We start from the raw sequence: 22082 nt of genomic DNA, 5'->3' as shown, positions 1-22082 counted from the left end.
GGATACTCCGTAGTCTTAAATGGCTACAGGGTATCTTTTTTTTGTAGATTTAAGCTTGTTGTAAGGTTGGCATGAATTTGCTGTAAGGTTCGGTGCCTATAGTATAAGTATCAGCAAATTATGAGGTGAAATGAATGGAACCATTATTAAAAGTAGAAAACGTAAAAAAAGTGTACGGGAAGTTAAGTGCTGCTTACACAGCGTTGGAAAACGTGTCTTTTGACATTCATGAAGGTGAGTTTGTAGGGATTATGGGACCTTCCGGAGCGGGAAAATCAACCTTGCTAAATTTGTTAGCAACCATAGATTCTCCAACAGAAGGAAAGATATATATGAAGAACAAGAGTATTCATGATCTGAAGGAAGCAGCTTTGTCAGACTTCCGGCGTGAACATCTCGGGTTCATCTTTCAAGATTACAATTTACTCGATTCCTTGACGGTAAAGGAGAACATATTGCTTCCCCTGGCGATTGCTAAAATTCCAGCGAAGAAAATTAATCACCTTGTGACTCAGATCTCTAAAGTATTTGGGATTGAAGATTTACTGGGGAAATATCCTTACCAAATCTCTGGGGGTCAAAAGCAAAGAACCGCTGCGGCTAGAGCGCTCGTGACAGAGCCAGCACTGATTTTGGCTGATGAACCAACAGGTGCACTTGACTCTAAATCAGCAACAGATTTATTGGAAAGCTTAAGTACTTTAAATGAAAATAACAATTCGACCATTATGATGGTGACCCATGATGCCTTTGCCGCAAGCTTCTGCCGCCGGATCATTTTCATCAAGGATGGTTCATTTTCAACAGAAATCTATCGTCGTGATCAGACACGCAAAGCCTTCTTCCAAGAGATCTTAGAGGTTCATGCGGCCATTGGGGGTGAGGGAGATGACGTTATTTAGTCTAGCAAGAAAAAATATAGCCAGAAACTTCTCGCAATATTTTTTATACATCGCATCGATGGTGTTTAGTATCGTCATTTACTTTACATTTGTGACCTTAAAATATAGTGATACGATAGCAGAACAGACGGCTTCATCCCAAAAACTGGGTTCCCTAATGAGTGGAGCGGCAGTCATTCTTATCTTTTTCGTGTTCATATTTATAGCTTATTCCAATTCATTTTTTATGAAAAAACGTAAAAAAGAAGTCGCACTGTATGCGTTGCTGGGGGTACGTAATCGTCAAATCGGTTTTATGCTCTTTTTTGAAAATTTATTATTAGGATTATTCTCTTTAATAGTAGGGATTGTATTTGGCTTCCTTTGTTCAAAAGGATTTATGACGATTTTGATTCATTTAATGGGTTATGACGTTGTAGCACCCTTTACTTTTTCAATGGCGGCAGCGATGAACACGGCTATCGTATTTCTGGTTATTTTCTTAGTGACATCGTTTCAAGGCTACCGTTTGATCTATCAATTTAAGCTGATTGATTTATTTCATGCTTCCAAAAAGGGAGAAGTGGCGCCTAAACCATCTATGATAGTAGCTGTTCTTGGAGTGTTACTTATTGTCTTGGGCTATTGGCTTGCAATGCAGGACCTTTTCACTTCTAAGGTATGGGCAAAAATCGGATTTCTCATGACCGTATTAATTATTTTAACAACGGTAATTGTGGGTACATTTTTATTGTTCCACAGTGTGACTGGCTTTCTGTTAGCAATGATTAAGAAAAATGAAAAGTGGCTGTGGAAGGGCCTTCATGTAATAACCATTTCGCAGCTGCTCTATCGTATCCGTGGGAATGCACGTACATTAACTGTGATTGCTGTGTTGAGTGCTACAACAGTAACTGCCGGTGGAGCGGTCTATAGCCTGTATTACAATACGAACGACTCGGCAAAAACGGTTAATCCGAATACCTTTATGTATCAATTAACAGATGCAGAAATGGATAAACAAGTAAGTGCTGTACTGCCAGCTACAAAATACGATGAAAATATCGAAACGCTATCCATTACGTTTCATACGAAAGAATTAAACTCGCCATCCTCGTTCGATAGCTCTGATAAAAGAGGGTATACAGTTATCAATGAAAAAACATACAACAACTTAGCAAATGTACAGCATAAAGAAAAATTAAATGTAAAGGATGGCTACGCGGTTATTTTAGATATCGGATATAACAAAAGGTTCTCACCTATGTATACAGGAAAAACTATAACAACAGGCAACGGCCATCCACTCACATTCCAAAGCTTTAAAACACAAACCGTATTAAATGCAGGTACAGCAGGTATAACAGTTGTAGTCTCGGATGAACAGTATAAAGTATTACGGAATGATGGAGAAGTGCTACGCTATCGTGTTCTTGGGGTAGAGGATGCCTCTGTGGATTTATCTGCAAAAATTGCAAACCAATTACCTGAAGAAGCGCTATTTTCAAGCAGGCCTCAAGATTACCAAACAAGCTTGGAAAGTGTGGGTTCTCTACTTTTTATAGGAAGTTTCCTTGGACTCGTATTTCTGGCTGCAACAGGCAGTATCATTTACTTTAAAGTTTTAACTGAGGCAGAAGAAGATAAAGCACAGTACAATATGCTGCATAAAATGGGTGTCAGTGCAAAAGAAATGCGGAAATCCATTGCGTCACAGGTATTCGTTATCTTTGTTGTACCGCTTATAGTAGGGTTATTGCATAGTGTAGTGGCTTTAAAAGCATTCTCTAGTCTACTGATGATAGATTTAGCAAAGCCAGTGTTGCTCTGGATGATTGCTTATACCGTAATTTACGGGTTGTATTATTTCTTAACCGTAGCTTCATACAATCGTATTATCACACTAAATAATAGAACAGAAGGATGATTGAGATGAAAAAATTTCTAATTACAATGGGTATTTTGTTTGTTATTGGGGTTGTAGGTGTCTTTGCTCTAGCAAAGATTGATTTCAATCGCATGAATGCCGAAAATTATTATTTACAAATTACAGAGGATGGGGAACCCCATGAATATAAACTGAGTGATGGTACAGTGATGACTTCCTATTCCTATACACTAGAAGCTACAAATGCCAAAGGGAATACAATTCCACTGGAATTTAATGCACAAAAAAATCTTCGTAAAGGCGCCTACTTAAAAATGTATGTAAAAAAAGGTGATCAAGTCTCCTCATATGATGAAGTGAAGGTAGAGGATATTCCGCTAAAAGCAATAAAAAACTAATAAATTGAAGAAGGGCTGTCTCCAATAAAGGTAATGGAGCACAGCCCTTTTCTCTGCCTAATGAGTAAGTAAGGCATTTGTATTATAAAAGTATAGTAATGGTGGTTCCGGTATTCTCAATGCTCGTCATATCGAGTTTCCCCTCATGAGCCCAAATAATGTCTCTTGCGATGGCCATTCCTAAACCAGTACCATGCTTACTCGTTGTGTTTGTACCCAGATAGTAGCGTTCGAAAATCTGTTCCAGATCTTTAGCTGGAATTCCCTGGCCATTATCAGAAATTGTAATTTGGGTATGCGGACTAATGGTTTCCACTCGAATCTTCACCACAACATTTTCATCGTTATGCACCAGCGCGTTGTAGATAAAGTTAAGGATCGCTCGTTTTAGTAACTTCTTATCTACTTTATGCATTGCTTTAGCCATATTCGCCTCAAACTCTATCTGCCGTTCACCAAAGGTCGGGTCATTTAAAAGTTCAATCGTCATTTCTCGTAGAAACTGAACGAGATTCACCTCTTCAAATTGCAGGGATAGCTGGTGATTACGCAAACGTGTCGTTAAATTGAGGTCATCTAACAGATCTTTCATATACATCGATTTACTCTTGATAATTGACGTGTATTCCTGTAATTCTTGGGCTGTTAGATCTGTGGCACTGTCGTTAATAAATTCTGCATAACCTTGAATAGAAGCAAGTGGTGTCTTCATGTCATGTGAAACATTGCTAATCCATTCCTCACGCATTTGATCGAGACGTTTACGTTCCTCTTCATGTCGATCGAGCTTTTCAGATAGTTCATTCATATTACGAAAAACATCTTCATAAACACCTTTGGGAGTAGGCATCTTCTTAAAACGTCGTTCCCTGAGCTGTTGAATACCCTCTATTAATGTATGAAGGGGTGCAGTTAACTTTTTCCCAAATAGAAATCCAATGAGGATTACAATAAGCACATCAACGATTAAAAAAATGAAAAGAAAAACATTAACATCTTTGAAAATTTTAGCGTAGTCATAGGTCATTACGTAGCGGCCTATTTTAGGATTATTAATCCCTAAAAAGTAACTGAAATGTTGGGCTTCGCTGACAAAAACCGTCGTGCGTGCATCTAATTCTTTATATTTATACATTTGTACAATTTCAATAGGAGAATACTCTGTTTTCAATTCTTCAGGGGTATAAAAGGCGGCTGCTTGCTCCCCTTGGTCATTCAAGAATTGTACCCAGGCGCTCATTTCTTGCAGTTTTTTGAGACCTTCTTCGTTCACAACAGGTTTGCCAGCCTGTAATTCTACGTATTGTGAAAAGGTTCGGCTAAAGGTTTCTGCAGATGCTTCTTCAGTGCCAAAGTTATTATTATTTACCTTTATAACGAATAAGGAAAGGAACAAAATCGCGTTTACAATACCAACGATCACAACAATAGTCATAACCGATCTTAAAAAGCGGAGTGTCAATTTCCATTTCAACTAGTCTCACTCCTTGGTATTTAATTTATAACCTAACCCTTTAACCGTCAAAATAAAGGAAGGATTTGAAGGGTCTGCCTCAATTTTTTCGCGTAAGCGCCGAATATGTACCATCACTGTATTATCGGAACCAAAAAAGTCCTCACCCCACGCCTGTCCAAACAAGGTTTCTTTGCTTAGAATCTGATTGGGATGATGCATAAAACAGCTCATTAAACCGACTTCTTTGGCGGTTAGCACGAGGACCTCGCCATTCTTTTTTAATTCTGTCTCATTGGCACTAAGCTCAAAGGGGCCAGCTTGTAAGCTTTTCGGAGCTTTTTTTTCTTCTGTAAAGCCAGCTCTTCTCAGTTGTGCCTTTACCCGATAAGCGACTTCTTTCGGACTGAACGGTTTAGTAATATAATCATCGCCACCTATCGCCAGTCCTAACAGCTTATTAATTTCCTCGTCTTTTGCAGACATAAATAAGATGGGTGCATTTGATGTTTCCCGAATTTTTCTGCATAAGTCATATCCTTCTCCATCTGGGAGCATAATATCTAGCAATATAAGCTCAGGATTATACTCCTGGAACTTGTCCCAACCCTCTGCAACGGTCCCGGCAGTTACAACGTCTGGAACACCTTCTTTATGTAAAACAGCCTTCATCAGACGCGCTAAATCATCTTCATCGTCTATGATTAATACCCATTTACGACTTGCCATTTATTTCCCTCCAAATCCGTCTTTATGTACATTATTACATTATAAAGAACTCTTTATTTCTTGCGCAAAAAAATCGCAAAAGAAAGGCTTGCATGAAGATGGATATTACTTAGACGAACATAGCAAAGCAATATTCGGTCATTTATTAAAATTCATTCTAGATATAGTCAAATCAGGTAAGGAGGAGAAATTGTTACGCCCCCTGCCTTCCATGGCATTGATCTGCACTGTATATGGCCCTTTGAAGATGTTCGCTAAAATGATGGAAGAAGGTGAGTTACTGTATTCGCTTGAGCTCGAAGAAGAACTTGCAGACAGCTTTTGGAATGCCATTAGATTGCAGCGACTTGCAAGGAGTGCAAGCAGCCTTAACAGGAACAACTGCAACCAATGCTGATTTGCAGAATATTTCACAGGATGACTTTGTACGTACAGCCGTGATTATGCTGGTCGGAATCATAATTTTGCTAATAGTCATTACGCGCTCTGTTCATTATTGCTTCCTTGGTGCTAGTGTACTTACTTCTCTTGGAATCAGTGAAATCTTGAGCTGGATCGTTCCATTTTTCAGCTTCATTATGATTGCAGCCCTGGGCGTTGATTACAGCATATTCCTGATGATGCGGTATAACGAGCTTGAAGGGGATGTTGGATCACCTGCGCCGCGTTGATTCCTTCGGGCGTAATGACACTTATACAGGTAGCATTCGTATTAATCATTGCACTATTATTACTAAGTGTAGCGGCCATGCCGGTGTTCTTGACTGCATTAAAGCAGCTTGCTAGCAAATTAAATGGTTCAAGCAACGGTGCTACATCAAAGGATGTAGTTGACAAATTGAGTCATATTTAGACGGCAGTGAAAATTAAAAATACATGCGTATTACGTATGCTGAGAACAACAGAAAGAATCTTCGGGGACCTTTGTGGTCCCTTGTTTCACCATATCAGAAAGTATATAATTATCGACTATACCTTACAACTTTATTACGCTATAATCAACGTAAAGTCACCAGATGACCTAAGAGTAGGATGATTTTAATAGATTAATTAATATGCCGAAACGTATTTTGTTATTGAAATAGGTTGTTTATATTGTTTATGATATTATTAGAGGTGTTAATTAAATCTAGAGTAGGTAGATTATGAGTCTAAATGACAACGTATTAATTAAAATTCGTGATATGCGAGAGAGTTTTACACCAGTTGAACGATTGGTCGGAGATTACATTTTAGAAAATACGGAAGAGATCCCTCATTTGTCGATTAAGGAATTGGCTCAATCGAGTAAGACAAGCGATGCATCTGTCCTTCGTTTCTGTAAGACGATGGGTTACAGCGGATACCGCAATTTTATTGTGAGTATATCGGCATCTTTGGGTTCTCGTGATGAGGATTCAAAGGCTCAATATACAGATATTCAGCCAGGTGATGATCTCTCGACAATTATATCAAATATTTCATTGAATAATTGCAAGTCCATTGAGGATACGCTTAGTGTTATTGATCGAAAAGAAATTACAAGAGCTGTAGAATTACTATGTCATAGTAAGCGAATTGTTTTCTTTGGAATAGGTGCTTCGGGACTCGTTTGTATGGACGGGGAACAGAAGTTCTCGCGAATTAATAAGATGTGTCATGCCTATACAGATGGTCATAGTCAGCTCACGGCAGCAACTTTACTTGAGAAAGATGATGTTGCCATTTTCATTTCTAACTCTGGAGCAACTAGTGATATTATTGATGCACTGGAAATTGCCCAAAAGAATAGAGCGAAATGTATTGCGATTACGAAGTACAATAAAAGTGAGCTTGCGGAGCGGGCGGATATTGTACTGAGCATATCCACACCTGAAATAACAATCCGCAGTGGGGCTATGGGCTCACGTATTGCGATGCTTACGATCATCGACATATTATTTGCTGGTGTCGCAAGTGCAGAATATGAAGAAGTAAAAACCTACTTAACAAAAACGCATAATATATTAAAGAAAAAACTTAGAAATTAGGTTCTGATAGAATGAATGTGAAGGAAAGCATTGATCATGGATCAATGCTTTCCTTTTTTTTGTATTTCATTCGCTTATTCGTGTACTAAAATGTACTACTTATCAATCTATGTCAGATTATCTACATGATGAATACGTTGATCTAATGAATATAATAAGTAGTTTAATTCAATAATTAATAGCTTGGCACACAATAATGAGGAAGAAAATGAATGGAATCGAAGACGAAACATCATCCGGTTGAACGCGGATGATGTAACTTTATGTTTCGTTTGGAGCGATAATCAGCAAATAATGCATTTTTTAAAATCGCTTTAACCTTAGAGCCATAGCGATCAAAGCAATTGGTAAAAATTTAAATTGTATCTTGTAAGCGCTTTATAAATGTGGTATAACATAGTATGTAAGAAATGAAATAAAACATCAGAATTTAATTTCTTTATGAAATTATATTTCAAAATCTATTGACGAAGCGATGGTGTTGTATTAGTATAAGAGCATAATAATTGTAAGTTAATATAACACGTTTTGTTAACTAGGTGACAGATTGAGACTGGGAAGAAGGAGGATGGCTATGAATGACTACCTTGCGGGATTGACAACAGAGGCTGTGAATCCAGACACATTAATGATTGATGAATGTACTACGGAAGAAATGATCCAGTTAATGAATCAACAAGATGCACTGGTCCCCAGAGCTATAACTGAGGAGATTCCGCAGATTGCAAAGGCGGTAGATATTCTACATCATAGGTTGTCTAATGGTGGAAGAATGTTTTACATAGGAGCTGGCTCATCAGGAAGATTAGGTGTTCTGGATGCTTCCGAATGTCCTCCTACCTTTGGTACAGATCCTTCCTTGGTGCAGGGCTATATCGCTGGTGGTGATATTGCTTTGCGTACTGCGGTTGAAGGCTGTGAAGACGATATGGATGAAGGGATCGCATTAATCGAAAGCATTGGTGTAACAAACAAAGATGTACTAATTGGGATTTCGGCAAGCGGTAGTGCAAACTACGTTATTGCAGCTTTAGCGAAAGCAAAGGAACTTGGAGCAGCCACTATCGGTGTTTGTAACAACAGAGGCTCAAAGTTCGAACCCATTGTAGATGTTTGTATAACACCTGTTGTAGGACCTGAGGTCATTAGCGGTTCGACTCGATTAAAGGCAGGAACTGCTCAGAAGTTGGTGCTTAATATGCTGACAACATGCACAATGGTCAAGTTAGGAAAAACGTACAACAACTTGATGGTTGATCTGAAGGCTAGTAATTTTAAGCTCGTAGATCGCTCGATTCGTATCATCATGAACACGACTGGTGTAGATACATCAACCGCCGCAGAAACACTTGAAAAAGCATCTATGAACTGTAAGTTGGCAATTATGATGATTAAATCGGGTTTAGATGCAAAAGAAGCAGAACAAGTACTTAACGCAAACGGAGGACGCTTGAAACAGGCAATCGCATCATTGGTTTAGGTGTGAAAAGTGGAATAACAGGATGGATGCTATTAATAATTGAGGGGGCTGTTTTCGATGAAAAAAAGATCACGTGGATTAACTCTGTTTTTGTCAGGAATCATGATGGTATCACTCTTATCGGCTTGCGGAGGAAACGGAAATAACGCTACAACTTCTACAGATTCCGGTAATACAGGAACTAGTAACGGTGGTTCTGAGCCTAAAAAGGATACGATTACAGCACTTTTACCTCCGATATCAGCGAACTATCAAACACGTTTTGCTGATATGGAAAAAGAATTTAATACACTACATCCTAACTTGACTTTGAAAATCGAACCAGCGAGCTGGGAAGATATGACGCAAAAACTTGATACTCAAGTAAATGCAGGTTCTCCTCCAGATATTGCTTTTATCGGTGCTTCAGGAATTTCGAAATATGCAGCACTTAATGTACTAATCGACCTTAACGGTGCCCTTTCTGATGAAGCCAAGGCCGATTATGACGAAGTTCCATTGAAATATTTCCAACTAGGTGACGCTCAATACGGCCTACCAGCATATATGGAAATCCACACTATCGGTGGTAACAAACAATTCCTTGAAGAAGCCGGAATTGATTGGAAAAGCATTCAACAAAACGGTTGGACTTATGAAGAGTTCCGTAATGCAATTTCTAAAGGCGTAGTGAAAAATGATAAAGGTGAAACTACTCGTTATGGTTTCGTGTTCGCAACATCTGGTGTAGCATCTAAAGACTATCTAGCTATTCTTGCTAAAACTGCAGGTTTACCAGATTACTTCGATAAAGATCTTAAATATACGTATACAAGCAAAAACTTCTTGGGGCTACTTACATCTATTCGCGAAATGATCAACGATGGTTCTATGCCTAAAGAGCTAAGCTCTATCGATGCTGGCAAACGGTGGAACATGTTCCTAACGGGCCAAACGATGATCACAGGTAAAGGTTTATCTGCATTTGAAAACTCTGCTCGTCTAAACAATGAGAAGATTAAAGCGAACGATGGTTCAGCTGTTGCAGATTCTATTGAAGTTGATTATATTTCACTTCCAGTCCCAACATTCAACGGTGCCGATTATGTCCCTACTTCAATCGTTGATGGTTATATCGCACTTCGTGGTAAAAAAGCTCCATCTGAAGAGCACATCAAAAATATTGCCCTAGCAACGAATTTCTTGTCTTCTGGTTCAATTGCTGCTAACTACAGTAATGAGCTGTTCTTATCACCAATTACTGAATCTGCACGTAATGCAGAAGTACTTGAAAAATTCCCTCGTAACGAAGATAACGTTGCTGCAGGTAAAGCTATGATGGCCAAAGCGCTTCCGGCTCGTACAGATATTCCTACTGATCTGGCTGCTGAAGCATTAAAAATTGAAACAGAAGTTATTATTCCTAAACTACAAGCCTTACTTGCAAATGAGATTGCTCCACAAGAAATGTATGATGCAGTTAAAGCAGCTGCAATTAAATCTTTCGGTAAAGATGGTATTGTAGTTGACTAGTCTGTCGTAGGCTGACATGTGAAAGCTGTGCGTAGCTAGAACGTACAGCTTTCCTTCTAAATTAGCTAGAGCTTGTACTGTTTTTAGAAGAGAGGTGCGACCCAATGAATCAAACGTTGACTAAAAGAAAAAAATTGAAGCTCGAAAGTGACTCAGGTTGGGGATACGCGTTTATCGCAGTAGCACTTATTGCGTTTTCTTTATTTACCGCATATCCAGTCATCAATGCTTTTATTATCAGCTTACAAAAATATGGTCCATTAGGATCCACTTTTGTCGGCATGGATAACTTCGTTAACTCGTTTTCAGATGAACTTTTCTGGAAAGCGCTGAAAAACACGTTAGTATATACGCTATTAACTGTTCCGTTTAATATTCTTCTATCATTTTTAATTTCAATTTTGATTATTCCTTTCAAGAAAAAAACACAAACGATCTTTAAAGCACTATATTACTTGCCAGCCGTAGCATCTGGTGTAGCGCTTTCTGTTGTGTGGCTGTGGATCTTCGATCCTTTAAAATCAGGTATTGCCAATAAGCTCGTGAGTTTTTTAGGTATTGAAAATCAAAACTGGCTTGGTTCCAGTGCAACTGCAATGTTCTCACTTGTGTTAATGTCATGGTTATCAAGTCATGGTACAGCAATTATTATTTATATAGCCGCATTACTCGCTATTGATAACAGCTATTATGAAGCAGCTGAAATTGATGGCGCGTCTTTCCTGCAAAAGCTTTGGTTTATCGTTGTCCCTTTCCTTAAGCCAACAACGCTATTCCTACTTGTTACGGGTGTTATCGGTTCCTTCCAAGTATTCCAAAACGCTTATCTTATGACAGGCGGTGGACCAGACCATGCAACAACAATGGTAGGTTTGTTAATCTTTAACAATGCGTTCACATATTTTGAGTTTGGTGAGGCAGCGGCACAATCATTAGTTCTAGCAGCGATTATCGGATTTATCTCATTCCTTCAATTCAAGTTTATAGGTAAAGATGTAGAATACTAGGAAAAGGAGCAGAATACTATGGGTTTGTACAACAATAGCTTAAGAAGCAAAGGGTATCTGTTTATACGTAATGGTGCAAACATTACGTTCCTTATCCTATTCGCCGCAGCTACCATATTCCCGATATACTTTATGGTCATTTCCTCGTTCGGTGATCCGGTAGAAGCTGGTGCAATGAGCTATTCTATCCTACCAAAGAAGATTTCATTTGAATCTTATAAATTCTTTTTTAACTTTAGCCCACATACATGGGACTGGTTATTGAACTCTTTTATAGTGGCAGCGTGTATCACGGTATCTAACGTATTTTTTGCTACTCTTGCTGGATATGCTTTTGCAAAAATGAAATTTAAAGGGAAAAACATTTTGTTCGCTATTTTGCTGGGATCTATGATGATTCCTGTTCAAGTTACTCAGGTTCCACTATATATTTTGATCGTAAATATTTTTGAATTACAAAATACGTACACTGCGTTGATTATGCCGAGCATAGTAACGGTATACAATATCTTCTTGGTTAAGCAGTTCATGTCCTCCATTCCAGGTGAAATTATTGAATCTGCTAAAATCGAAGGTTGTTCCCAGCCTAAAATCTTCTGGTATATCATTATGCCTCTATCTAAAACAATTATGGCAGTACTAGCAATCCTAACGTTCATGGCGGCATGGAATGACTTTTTCTGGCCGTTCCTAGTAACGAATACGATGGATATGCAAACCATTCAGGTCGGCTTGAAAAACTTTCGCTTTGCGAATACAACTTACTTTGCACCGATGATGGCGGGGGCAACCATTTCAGCAGTTCCAATGTTTATTTTATTCTTCAGTTTACAAAAATACTTCCTTGAAGGGGTAACAGTTGGAGCGGTGAAAGGTTAATGGACAAACAATCAAAAGTGGATGCAACATACTTAGTTGGCTTGATGTCAGGTACATCAGTAGATGGTATTGATGCAGCAGTAGTTAAGCTTTTACCTTCAGCCGAAAAAGAGCATGGAGTAGAGATTGAATTACTGGCTTTTGAAAACACACCTTTTGAGGTGCAAGTTAGAAACTCCATATTTGAGCTTTTTGATCCCGCTAGCGCTACGATTGATAAGGTTGGCGCAATGAATATGTGGCTTGGCGAATTATACGCCCAAGCCACATTATCCGTTATAGGGAAATGCGGCCTTTCGCCTTCGCAAATATTCGCAGTAGGATCGCATGGTCAAACAATCTATCATGCTCCGGAAGAGAATGTTATGGGCGGCTATAATCTGCATTGTACCGTTCAGATTGGGGATGGTGCAGTTATCGCCAATCGCACAGGGATTCCTTGCGTATCAGACTTTCGAGTTGCTGACATGGCAATGGGTGGACAAGGAGCTCCGTTAGTACCATTTACCGAATACTTATTGTTTAACAATCCAGAGAAAACACTTCTGATGCAAAATATTGGCGGAATAGGCAATGTGACTGTTTTGCCTGTAAATGCCTCACCGGATGAGGTATTTGCTTTTGATACGGGTCCTGGAAATATGATTATCGATGGCCTTGTATCGCAATTATTTATACCAATGACAATGGATGTTAATGGCGAAATTGGTGCGGGCGGTCAAGTGATTGATGAGCTATTGAAATGGATGCAGCAGGATAAATATTATACGATGCCGTTACCAAAATCGACAGGCAGAGAACGGTTTGGCCAACAATACGTGGCACAAATTATTGAAATGATGAAGGTTAATCACTGGAAAGCAGAAGATGTTGTTACAACAGCTACGTACTTAACTGCCTGGAGCATCGTCGATAGCTATGAACGGTATATTGCACCGCAGCACCAGGCTGAGCAATTGTTAATTGGCGGCGGTGGAAGCTATAACAAGACGCTTTTGCGTGATTTGCAGCACTTATTTGCACCGCATAACGTGCAGGTGCTGACGCAGGAGGATATCGGTGGTAATAGTGATGCTAAGGAAGCAATTGCTTTTGCTCTGCTAGCGTATTACACGATGGAGCGCTTACCAAACAATATCCCGCTAGTAACTGGAGCTTCACAGCCAGTAGTAATGGGCAAAATTTCCTGGCCCTATATTGGACGTTCACAGGAGGCTTAAATGATGCAAATCAGACCCTTTTCAATTGAAGATCACTCTGCAGTTGTAGAGCTTTGGAATCGTGAGGCTACAAAATATGATTATAAGCCATTTACAGAGCGAGAGTTTCAAGATACATTCATCGACCATCCTTATTTTGACGCTGACTGTATATGGGTAGGCTGTAACGAAAAAGGGATTGTTGGTTTTGCAGCTGGCTGCTGCGGCTCTGATCTCCCTCTTGGAGATGTGGCCGGTTATATTACGAGTGTTATTATAGATACCCATGTGGCTTCTCTGGAGCTTTACGATGCTTTTCTATTGCGTTTAGAAAAAAGATTCCAAGAACTTGGGAAAAGACAAGCGGATGTATTGTTTTTCAACCCTGTTAAGCTGAAGTGGAGTATACCAAGTGCACCTCAGCATGAGCATAATAATGCCCCGGGCATCAGTAAGGATCAGCCATTATATGAAGCTTTAATGGCTAGAGGCTACGAAGATCGAGCGACGCAATGCGGCATGTATTTAAAACTCGGAAGCTTTATAGTTCCCGAAGATATTTTAGATAAGGAAACCAATGCAAATAGCAAGGACTATTACATTACGTCCTATGTCCCTGATTTACATACAGGGCTTGAAGCAACGCTTGCTGCCCTGCAAAATCCGCAGTGGAAGAAGGATGTTGTTACTTATGTGAAGGTTGACGCACCACTTGTAGTAGCTGTGTACGGAAACGAGGTTGTGGGCTTTGCAGGTCCAATTATTTCGCAGCCTGATGGAAGAGCATTTTTTTGCGGTATCGGAGTGCACCCAGAGCATGAGGGGCATGGCCTTGGCAGTGTATTGTTTTTCCGAATGGTTGAAGCTTTTCAAAATGTGGGCTGTCAATATATCTCTCTATTCACTGGAAATAATAATCCGGCTCTTCGAATCTATCAAAAAGCGGGCTTTACTATTGAAAAACAATTTTCTATATTGCGGAGGGAACTTTAAAGATGAGCGAAAAATTCACAGTATTAGCAATTGGAGCGCATGTTGGTGATGTGGAGCTAGCTTCTGGTGGTGTACTCGCTAGTCATAGTTTAAAGGGAGATCGCATTGTGACATTAGCGTTAACTGCGGGTGAACGAGGGGTCCCGGCAGGACAGGATATGAAGGAATATCGTCAGCAAAAAGTGAAAGAGGCACAGGTTTTTGCGGATATGCTAGGTGGTGAAGCCATTGTATTCGATGATTATTGTGACGGAGAGTTGCCTGACAATCAAGAAATTCGTATGGAGGTTTGTGATGTAATTCGTCGCGTGAAGCCTAACATTATTATTACACACTGGAAAAACAGTATGCATAAGGACCATGCGCTAACGCATCATATCGTAAATGATGCCCGTTTCTTCGCAAGTCTATCATCCTTTGAACGAGCGCTCCCCGCGCACTTTGCAGCAAGATTATATTACTCCGAAAACTGGGAGGATGCGGTTGATTATGTCCCTTACGTATATGTGGATTTCGATCAAGCGGCATTTGATCTATGGATAGATGCTTTAAGCAAGCATTGGTTTGTGACGAATAGCAAATCTTTCAAATACATGGATTACTATAAAGCACTAGCAGTTGTTCGCGGCTGTGAAGCAAGAAAGACATATGCAGAAGCATTTATGGTGCCTGCTGAAACGGTGAAGGTTAGGCAGTCTAGTCTTTGGTAACTATTCAACTAGCTAAGAGGGAGTGTTTCTATGTATTGCAGGAAACATTCCCTTGTTCTATCCATTTATGCGAAAAAGCAGCTAGGAGGCAGCTTCATATGGTGTTAAATGGGATTGATTCTATAACGAATTATCGTTATTTGTTCGAAGGTAAGCGCGTAGGATTGATTACAGCGCCGACAGGTCTTACGAAGGATTTTGCATCAACGATTACTATTTTACATGAAAATTTTAATCTTGCTGCGATGTTTTCACCTGAGCATGGCGTTCGCGGAGATTTGGATGCAGGGGCAGTAGTAGACACTTACATGGATCCTTTTACGAATGTTCCAGTCTATAGCTTGTACCGTAAAGACTCCAAGCGTTTAACAAAAGAAATGCTGAATGAAGTAGACATCATTGTATACGATATTCAAGATGTTGGTGTACGCTATTACACATTTATTTATACGATGCTGTATGCACTTGAAGATTGTGCAAATGCAGGTGTGGAATTTGTTGTTCTTGATCGTGTTAATCCGCTTAACGGGGTAACGGTAGAAGGGAATGTCTTGAAGCCTGGCTTCAAATCATTTGTTGGAAATTACGAGCTAGCCGTGCGATACGGCTTAACAGCAGGTGAGGTAGCAACGATGGCAAATGATCAAATGAATTGGAATGCATCGCTGCATGTCGTTCGTTTGGAAGGGTGGGAACGGAGCATGTCCTTCCCGGATACAGGATTAACTTGGGTTCATCCTTCACTTGGAATACCACGATATGAAACGGCGTTATTATATACAGGAACATGTTTATTTGAAGGCACAAACTGCTCCGAAGGACGTGGAACAACGTTCCCTTTTGAAATGATTGGTACTCCGTTCATTCAAGCGCAGCAATTGGCAGATGAGATGAATGCAAAAGGTATCCCGGGTGTGCTTTTTCGTCCAGTTCATTTCAAGCCAACGTCATCTAAACATTGTGGCGAGCTATGCGGCGGGGTACAAATTTACATTACAGATCTCCAAGTGCTGAGGCCTTTAGAAGTTGGGGTAACCTTATTATTTACGATAAGAGATTTGTACGAGCAATTTTCATTCCTGCCTCCTGTGAAGGAGGGCTCTCGTCCATTTATCGATTTGCTGGGGGGAGACAACATGTATCGTACGGACAATATTCAAGCCAAGCAGCTGCTTGAACAGTTTGCAGCGGAAAGCAAGCAATTTGCAGAAATAACACAGCAGTATCATTTATATCGCTAGAGGAAGGTGAATAATTGATGAGAACAATAGAACATATGAGCTTGCGCGAAAAGATTGGACAAATGTTCGTAACAGGCTTCCCTTCAACCGAGATCACTCCTGAGCTGAAGGAAGTTATTGAGCATTATAAAGTCGGCAATATTATTTTATTCTCACATAATATCGACAATAAATATCAATTAGGCGAGCTTGTTACTGAGCTGCAGCAATGGTACACGACACATACTGGTATCCCGGGCTTTATTACGATCGACCAAGAAGGCGGTCGAGTCACTCGTATGCCTAAAGACGCGACCAATGTTGCTGGAGCCATGGCAATTGCTTCTTCAGGACGACCTGAAAATGCGTATGCAGCAGGCAGAATGACTGCCAGAGAATTGAAAGCATTAGGTATTAATTTTAATCTAGCTCCAGTTATGGACGTTAACAATAATGCATTGAATCCAGTCATAAATGTTCGTTCCTATGGTGATTCTGTTGCAACAGTATCCCAGTATGGAATTCAAATGATGAAGGGATTGCTCGATGGAGGCGTCATGTCCTCACTTAAGCATTTTCCAGGTCATGGTGATACAAATGTCGATTCACATATTGGCTTGCCTACCATTGAAAAAACACTTGAGGAATTAGAGCAGCTTGAGCTGCTGCCGTTTAAGGCCGCAATTGAGCAAGGCGCTCAAGCGATTATGAGTGCACATATTTTATTTCCGAAAATTGAAAAATCCGGTGTGCCCGGAACTATGTCTCATACCATTATTACAGAGATATTAAAAGGAAAATTAGGATATAAAGGGTTAGTTGTATCAGATTGTTTAGAAATGGACGCGATCAAACGATACTATGGTACGGCAAAAGGAGCGTTAGGAGCTGTTAAAGCAGGTATTGATTTGGTATTCATTAGTCATACTCCTGAGACAGTGAAGGAAGCGATTCATTTGATCGAAGAAGCTGTAGCCACCGGTGATTTGGATGAAGCGCTGATTGATGCAGCTGTTACAAAAATTTTAGCTTATAAAGCACAATATGCGACGATTGAGGAGCTAGATTATGAACTAGTTGGCTGCGATGTACATCGCCGAGCAAATGAGCTAATGCGTACGGAAACGATCTGCCTCATGAAAGGTGAGCTCCAGCCCATTCATACCGGTGACGAGCAAGTGTTATTTATGGGTTCCTATTCATACCGCACCGATCTTGCGTCCAGCAGCTTGAATCAAGCTCTTAGCTTTCCGCAATATATGGGGGAGCATTTTAATACAGCTTATGAGATTATCGACATTGACCCGAGCGAGGAGCAAATCAACGCTGCGCTGCCAAAGGTACAAGGCTACAAGCATATTGTTATCGGCTTGTTCAATGCGCGTGAAAACAAAGGTCAGCTTGCGCTTGTTCAGAAGCTGCTGGCAGCAGGCTGCAAAGTAACGGCCATTACATTAGGTCGCCCGTATGATTTACCGTTAATCGAAGGCGAGTTCTGCGGAATTGCGGCATTTGAGTATACACTTGATGCATTCAAATCACTCCTTCCAATCCTAAATGGTGAGGTTGTACCCACCGCCAATATTACGATACAGATGTAGACAAGCATAAACGCCTTCGGCGTCCTTTCAAGGACGGCAAACGTTTGTGCGAGAAATATAAGGATAATATATCGCGTGAAACATATAAATTCTTATCTTTGAAAAAAGTACAACAAGGGGACATAGGTATGGCATTTATCGTTGGAATTGATGGGGGTGGCACGAAAACAGCTGTCACCATTACGCATGACCAGGAAGACTCTTTATTCACCTTTACTGTAGGGCCTATTAATTATAACGGTGGTGATGCTGATGCTATTGCCGCCTCCTTTGAGGAAATTTTTAGTCAAACGAAGCTCTACTGCGGTAATTTACAAGAAGTTGCTCATATATGTATAGGTGCGGCAGGAATAAGTAATCCGCTGGTCATCAATTTTTTGGAGCAGCATGTGAGAAATAACGGTTATATCGGGCCATTAACGATTACAGGCGATCAAGAAACTGCATTATACGGGGCACAAAATGCGATGCAAGGCATCATTCTCATTGCCGGTACAGGATCGATTTGCTTCGGGGTCAATGAAAAAGGAGAGCAGCATCGCACAGGAGGCTTTGGTCATCTGATTGATGACGAGGGAAGCGGTTATAGCATTGGGCGCGATCTATTATCTGTATTAGTTCAAGTGGAGGACGGAAGAATAACCGATACGGTCATCCCAGCGATGGTATATGATCAGCTTGGCTTAAGCACTGTGAAAGAGATTATTGGTTTTGTTTATGATAGAAATACGACGAAAAAAGATATTGCGCAGCTCGCACCGATTATGACGACCGCATGCGAGAAGGGCGATGCACATGCAATAGCGTTAGCGAAGAAATGTGCAGCCAATCTATATGAGCTTGTTGTGCCTGTTATTGAACGGCTTAAGCTATATGAAAGTCCGATTGCGATTGCAGGAAGTGTGCTGCAAAAGTCTCGCTTTGTGAAAGAAGCCTTGGAGCGAAAGCTCGCACAGAGCTACCCGCAAACAAAGCTGATTTTGCCGATTAAGGATGCAGCCTACGGTGCTGTCCTGTTAGGAAGATCAAAAATGAACAACGACTAGTTTTTATCGCTATGGAAAAATAAGGGTGTGTCATAAGTCCGAGCAGTTGGACTTGCGACACACCCTTATTTTAAAATTGTAGGAATCAAAAATGGCTTAAAATTTATCGGTCAAATAAAACACGGCTTGTTGTTTCGGAAATAGAGCTTGAAGGATGTTAGCGTCCTCCGTACTGTCCTTTGCTGCGCCTGCTTCATTATAGCCGAACATGATATAAGTCATTAGCTCGCGTTCATCTACTTCTATTGAAGTATAGGGATTGGTATGATTACTAGCATCCGAAACAGAAAGCTGCTTTTGCTTATAATCCAAGTAGATACAGTCCTCATTGCTGCGAAGTGCAATATGCAGCTCCTGGCCTGCAATTATGTTGCTACGGTTTAGGCGATCTTCTAATTCAGGCTGAAGCTTATGGAAAGTTGAACTGAGATTGATCATTTTCCACATCGCCGTATTGATTTGAATTGAATTTGCTTGATGCTGTTGGTAATAGGAATATAGCTTATGGTCCTCTGGGAGCATCGCTAATATTTGCTTTGCATTTTGGCGCAGCTGACATAAGGCATGAAACAAAGCTTCAACGCCGTTTTCGGCTTCGTTCAAATACAATAATTCATTAATAAATACTTGTTCAGTATCTTTCTTTTCAATGATGCCATAAGCGACGATTTTCCCATTTCTGCGAAGGAGCAAGCAGTCAACTTTCTTCCATTCCGGCCAGGTCAATAAATCATTCCAATACGTTTTACTTCGGATCACGGTGTAGGTACGATTCTTATTAAATTGTTCATAGATGAAACGGATATCATCGAGATAACAGGCTTCAAAAGGAATGATTTCATCACTGCTTTGCTGCTGCTCCAAACTTGCTGGTTTTTCAATTGCGAAAGCAGTCTCGGGAATAAGTCTCCAGCCAGCTTTTTCATAAAACGCATGCTTACTAGCCAAAAGCAAGCTTATATCATAATCGGTTTCTTTCATATAGTTGGTCTGCGCATGAAGAATTTTGTGTGCAAGCCCCAGCCCGCGGTAATTTAGATCTGTACCGACACTCCCCATTGCACCCGTTTTCAAGATCGCTTGACCGACTCTAATATGAAACGGAAAAATTTGTACATTAGATGCAATCTTATCGTCAACCATCGCAAACCATGTTGTATCTGGATCATATGTGGTGTCTAGGTCTAATCTTTCTTGGAAATAAGCTCGGCCTACGGAAAAGCATTCATCTAAAATATCGTAAATATTTTCAAGCTGCTCTCTAGTTGGATGGTTCATTACGATGATGTTTGGTGTCGTCGTCATCTTTCATTTCCTCCTGCGCCGTAATGTTGGGATAAATTTAATAAATGAAAAAAACGATTTTTTGGAATTTAATTTCTTATTTATAGTTTAATATTGAAAGAAAAATTCGTCAATAAAAGGAACGTGTGGAATCATAGAAGTGATACAAAATTTAGATTGCTCAATATAGTCAAATGAGTATTAGGAAAATAGCGACTTCGGCTGAGCAATTACAAGCACAAAGCGCACAAATGAAGGCGCAGCTTAAAAAGAAGAATGATAAACCGTTCAAGAACTTTTTGCGAAAAATCGGAAATATTTTCATACCAATGATTCCTGCATGGACGGACTTATTTATACTCTGACGCAGTGATCCGCACCATTGCAGATACGAGGCGAGTCCTTTACCTACTCAGAATTTCAAACAGATGTAATTTAATTGAGTTGTCAGAAGAGTAGCTTTACGCAGCAAAAAAACTGGATAAATTGTTAATTTCACCCCTATAGTCACTAAAATCGATTATAATAAAATTTATGTTCAAGTCGATCACCTATCTAAGTTAATAGGATCATCATACGCAAAAAGGCATAGCGCTGAATCGCCTATGCTATAAGGGTTATAGAGTTTTTAAATACACACTTATGTATAAGAGGAGGCGAATGATATGACGATAATGCCTGTTATAGTAATGATCTTTGTATTTGTACCTACCATTGTACTCATGGTAAGCATGCCTTATTTAACAAGAGAGACGATTAGTTTTGGGGTCACCGTCAGCCCTGTACAATTCCATAGTGAGCCTCTGCGCCAGATGCGGAAGTCATATGCTAGGATTAGTGCTACCGTGCATACCATCCTATTCATTGTTTGTATCCTCTGTCTAATATACGGTGATGAACATTCCAAGCAACAAAGTTGGATCATTGTCACTTATTCACTCGCCATGGTCGGAATCTCCCTAGTCATAAACATTAGCTATCATTTCAAAATGAAAAGTTTACTACCTATGCTGCCTATTGCTCTGGAACCATCGATCATGACAGTGGACACTGGATTTCGGAAAAGAAACATTGGCTTGTCTAATAATTGGTTCCTCATTCATGTTTTAATTACTGTTGTTAGTATTGTAACTGTGCTGCGCAACTACGATCTGATTCCTGATCAGATTCCGATCCATTACAACAGCAGTTGGAACGTAGACCGCTATGCAGCTAAATCTTTTAGTTCTGTGTTTATGCCTACGATCATGCAAGTTTTCATAACACTTTTGTTCATATTTGAGAATTGGAGTATTCGCAGAGTAAAGCAGCAGGTTCAACCCAATGATCCTAACCGTTCCATCAGACAAGACGCAGCTTACCGCCGTACTTGGTCATATTTTATGCTTACAGCAAGCTTCTTAATAGTTATCCTGTTTTCCGTCGTGCAACTAAACATGATATCTCTGCTTAACATGAGTTTCGCTATCCCTATTATCCTAATCATAATAGCCCTTGTCATCCTATACGCCTTGGCCTTAACGTTCTGGGCTGGTCAGGGCGAAAGCCGCTTGGAGCGATCTGCCGATTGCTCCAATGTCAGACCTGTCCATGACGATGATAAATGGCGATTAGGTATGATTTATTTCAATCGCAAAGATCCAAACCTAATCGTCAAGAAAAGGCTCGGAGTCGGCTGGGGATTAAATTTCGGTCACCCAGTAAGCTGGCTGTTTTGGCTCGGAATTATTGTACTGTTAGTTGTGGTGCGGTAACAAGGCTTGGAGGTTAATACTCACCGGAGTATAGGCGAA

Annotated in this window: 19 protein-coding genes and 1 pseudogene; 17 read left to right on the top strand and 3 right to left on the bottom strand. The window is 40.2% G+C overall.

Going from position 1 to position 22082, the window contains the following annotated elements:
- Positions 1–134 precede the first annotated feature (134 nt).
- The 3 genes from MHB37_RS20170 to MHB37_RS20160 are packed head-to-tail and all read left to right on the top strand — an operon-like array spanning position 135 to position 3167.
- Positions 135–902, top strand: a complete 768-nt coding sequence (locus tag MHB37_RS20170; RefSeq protein ID WP_405168408.1) for an ABC transporter ATP-binding protein — start codon at positions 135–137, stop codon at positions 900–902.
- A complete protein-coding gene (locus MHB37_RS20165; protein WP_405168407.1) occupies positions 889–2808 on the top strand; it encodes an FtsX-like permease family protein in 1920 nt (639 codons plus the stop codon). Before MHB37_RS20170 ends, MHB37_RS20165 begins: the two co-directional genes overlap by 14 nt.
- Before the next feature lie 5 nt (positions 2809–2813).
- The gene (locus MHB37_RS20160; RefSeq protein WP_036688737.1) at positions 2814–3167 is read left to right on the top strand and encodes a YxeA family protein; all 354 of its coding nucleotides are present in this window, start codon (positions 2814–2816) and stop codon (positions 3165–3167) included.
- Positions 3168–3249: 82 nt separating this feature from the next.
- Here the strand turns inward: MHB37_RS20160 and MHB37_RS20155 are convergent, their stop codons facing one another.
- Complete coding sequence (locus MHB37_RS20155; RefSeq protein ID WP_405168406.1) at positions 3250–4641, bottom strand: sensor histidine kinase; 1392 nt, start codon at positions 4639–4641, stop codon at positions 3250–3252.
- Between the two features lie 6 nt (positions 4642–4647).
- Complete coding sequence (locus MHB37_RS20150; protein ID WP_076127196.1) at positions 4648–5349, bottom strand: response regulator transcription factor; 702 nt, start codon at positions 5347–5349, stop codon at positions 4648–4650.
- Between MHB37_RS20150 and MHB37_RS20145 the strand changes: the two genes are divergently transcribed.
- The 13 genes and pseudogenes from MHB37_RS20145 (at position 5321) to MHB37_RS20085 (ending at position 19005) form a co-directional block, all read left to right on the top strand.
- A complete protein-coding gene (locus MHB37_RS20145) occupies positions 5321–5746 on the top strand; it encodes a hypothetical protein (protein WP_081383224.1) in 426 nt (141 codons plus the stop codon). The two genes, MHB37_RS20150 and MHB37_RS20145, sit on opposite strands and share 29 nt — an antisense overlap.
- Positions 5691–6202 (top strand): annotated as a pseudogene (locus MHB37_RS20140) (MMPL family transporter); the annotation flags it as partial. The gene MHB37_RS20145 and the pseudogene MHB37_RS20140, both read left to right, overlap by 56 nt.
- A gap of 292 nt (positions 6203–6494) precedes the next feature.
- Positions 6495–7358, top strand: coding sequence for a MurR/RpiR family transcriptional regulator (locus MHB37_RS20135; RefSeq protein ID WP_042129113.1), 864 nt, complete (start codon positions 6495–6497; stop codon positions 7356–7358).
- Between the two features lie 574 nt (positions 7359–7932).
- Positions 7933–8838, top strand: a complete 906-nt coding sequence (gene murQ / locus MHB37_RS20130) for an N-acetylmuramic acid 6-phosphate etherase (RefSeq protein ID WP_076182833.1) — start codon at positions 7933–7935, stop codon at positions 8836–8838.
- Between the two features lie 57 nt (positions 8839–8895).
- Positions 8896–10350: an ABC transporter substrate-binding protein gene (locus MHB37_RS20125; protein ID WP_076190768.1), complete on the top strand. Its 1455-nt coding sequence runs from the start codon at positions 8896–8898 to the stop codon at positions 10348–10350.
- 104 nt (positions 10351–10454) lie between these two features.
- Positions 10455–11357, top strand: coding sequence for a carbohydrate ABC transporter permease (locus MHB37_RS20120; RefSeq protein ID WP_060622964.1), 903 nt, complete (start codon positions 10455–10457; stop codon positions 11355–11357).
- A gap of 18 nt (positions 11358–11375) precedes the next feature.
- Entirely contained in the window at positions 11376–12236 is an 861-nt protein-coding gene (locus MHB37_RS20115) for a carbohydrate ABC transporter permease (protein WP_076127188.1), read from the top strand.
- Positions 12236–13456 (top strand): anhydro-N-acetylmuramic acid kinase, encoded by a 1221-nt coding sequence (locus tag MHB37_RS20110; protein ID WP_339281154.1) that lies wholly within the window; start codon positions 12236–12238, stop codon positions 13454–13456. The genes MHB37_RS20115 and MHB37_RS20110 overlap by 1 nt, the downstream gene beginning before the upstream one ends.
- A complete protein-coding gene (locus MHB37_RS20105; RefSeq protein WP_405168405.1) occupies positions 13457–14428 on the top strand; it encodes a GNAT family N-acetyltransferase in 972 nt (323 codons plus the stop codon).
- Positions 14429–14430: 2 nt separating this feature from the next.
- A complete protein-coding gene (locus MHB37_RS20100) occupies positions 14431–15138 on the top strand; it encodes a PIG-L deacetylase family protein (protein ID WP_076106428.1) in 708 nt (235 codons plus the stop codon).
- Positions 15139–15236: 98 nt separating this feature from the next.
- On the top strand, positions 15237–16379 hold the full coding sequence (locus MHB37_RS20095) for an exo-beta-N-acetylmuramidase NamZ domain-containing protein (RefSeq protein WP_405168404.1): 1143 nt from the start codon (positions 15237–15239) through the stop codon (positions 16377–16379).
- Between the two features lie 17 nt (positions 16380–16396).
- On the top strand, positions 16397–17959 hold the full coding sequence (locus MHB37_RS20090) for a glycoside hydrolase family 3 protein (RefSeq protein WP_076182817.1): 1563 nt from the start codon (positions 16397–16399) through the stop codon (positions 17957–17959).
- A gap of 128 nt (positions 17960–18087) precedes the next feature.
- The gene (locus tag MHB37_RS20085) at positions 18088–19005 is read left to right on the top strand and encodes an N-acetylglucosamine kinase (protein WP_405168403.1); all 918 of its coding nucleotides are present in this window, start codon (positions 18088–18090) and stop codon (positions 19003–19005) included.
- Between the two features lie 96 nt (positions 19006–19101).
- Here the strand turns inward: MHB37_RS20085 and MHB37_RS20080 are convergent, their stop codons facing one another.
- Positions 19102–20310 carry a GNAT family N-acetyltransferase gene (locus MHB37_RS20080; protein ID WP_405168402.1) on the bottom strand — a complete coding sequence of 403 codons (1209 nt, stop codon included), beginning with the start codon at positions 20308–20310 and terminating at the stop codon, positions 19102–19104.
- A 644-nt stretch (positions 20311–20954) separates the two neighbouring features.
- Between MHB37_RS20080 and MHB37_RS20075 the strand changes: the two genes are divergently transcribed.
- Positions 20955–22043, top strand: a complete 1089-nt coding sequence (locus MHB37_RS20075; RefSeq protein ID WP_405168401.1) for a DUF1648 domain-containing protein — start codon at positions 20955–20957, stop codon at positions 22041–22043.
- The last annotated feature ends 39 nt before the right edge of the window (positions 22044–22082 follow it).

This window comes from Paenibacillus sp. FSL H3-0286, from assembly GCF_045040705.1.
GTDB lineage: Bacteria > Bacillota > Bacilli > Paenibacillales > Paenibacillaceae > Paenibacillus_AQ > Paenibacillus_AQ odorifer.
Note: the sequence above shows the minus strand (reverse complement) of the source record. Positions and strands in the feature narration are given on the sequence as shown.

Bases quoted from the DNA above. Each gene is read 5' to 3' on its own strand.
- MHB37_RS20170 (WP_405168408.1), top strand. From the start codon at position 135: ATGGAACCATTATTAAAAGTAGAAAACGTAAAAAAAGTGTACGGGAAG.
- MHB37_RS20165 (WP_405168407.1), top strand. From the start codon at position 889: ATGACGTTATTTAGTCTAGCAAGAAAAAATATAGCCAGAAACTTCTCG.
- MHB37_RS20160 (WP_036688737.1), top strand. From the start codon at position 2,814: ATGAAAAAATTTCTAATTACAATGGGTATTTTGTTTGTTATTGGGGTT.
- MHB37_RS20145 (WP_081383224.1), top strand. From the start codon at position 5,321: ATGATTAATACCCATTTACGACTTGCCATTTATTTCCCTCCAAATCCG.
- MHB37_RS20150 (WP_076127196.1), bottom strand. From the start codon at position 5,349: ATGGCAAGTCGTAAATGGGTATTAATCATAGACGATGAAGATGATTTA.
- MHB37_RS20135 (WP_042129113.1), top strand. From the start codon at position 6,495: ATGAGTCTAAATGACAACGTATTAATTAAAATTCGTGATATGCGAGAG.
- murQ (WP_076182833.1), top strand. From the start codon at position 7,933: ATGAATGACTACCTTGCGGGATTGACAACAGAGGCTGTGAATCCAGAC.
- MHB37_RS20125 (WP_076190768.1), top strand. From the start codon at position 8,896: ATGAAAAAAAGATCACGTGGATTAACTCTGTTTTTGTCAGGAATCATG.
- MHB37_RS20120 (WP_060622964.1), top strand. From the start codon at position 10,455: ATGAATCAAACGTTGACTAAAAGAAAAAAATTGAAGCTCGAAAGTGAC.
- MHB37_RS20115 (WP_076127188.1), top strand. From the start codon at position 11,376: ATGGGTTTGTACAACAATAGCTTAAGAAGCAAAGGGTATCTGTTTATA.
- MHB37_RS20110 (WP_339281154.1), top strand. From the start codon at position 12,236: ATGGACAAACAATCAAAAGTGGATGCAACATACTTAGTTGGCTTGATG.
- MHB37_RS20105 (WP_405168405.1), top strand. From the start codon at position 13,457: ATGATGCAAATCAGACCCTTTTCAATTGAAGATCACTCTGCAGTTGTA.
- MHB37_RS20100 (WP_076106428.1), top strand. From the start codon at position 14,431: ATGAGCGAAAAATTCACAGTATTAGCAATTGGAGCGCATGTTGGTGAT.
- MHB37_RS20095 (WP_405168404.1), top strand. From the start codon at position 15,237: ATGGTGTTAAATGGGATTGATTCTATAACGAATTATCGTTATTTGTTC.
- MHB37_RS20090 (WP_076182817.1), top strand. From the start codon at position 16,397: ATGAGAACAATAGAACATATGAGCTTGCGCGAAAAGATTGGACAAATG.
- MHB37_RS20085 (WP_405168403.1), top strand. From the start codon at position 18,088: ATGGCATTTATCGTTGGAATTGATGGGGGTGGCACGAAAACAGCTGTC.
- MHB37_RS20080 (WP_405168402.1), bottom strand. From the start codon at position 20,310: ATGACGACGACACCAAACATCATCGTAATGAACCATCCAACTAGAGAG.
- MHB37_RS20075 (WP_405168401.1), top strand. From the start codon at position 20,955: ATGACGATAATGCCTGTTATAGTAATGATCTTTGTATTTGTACCTACC.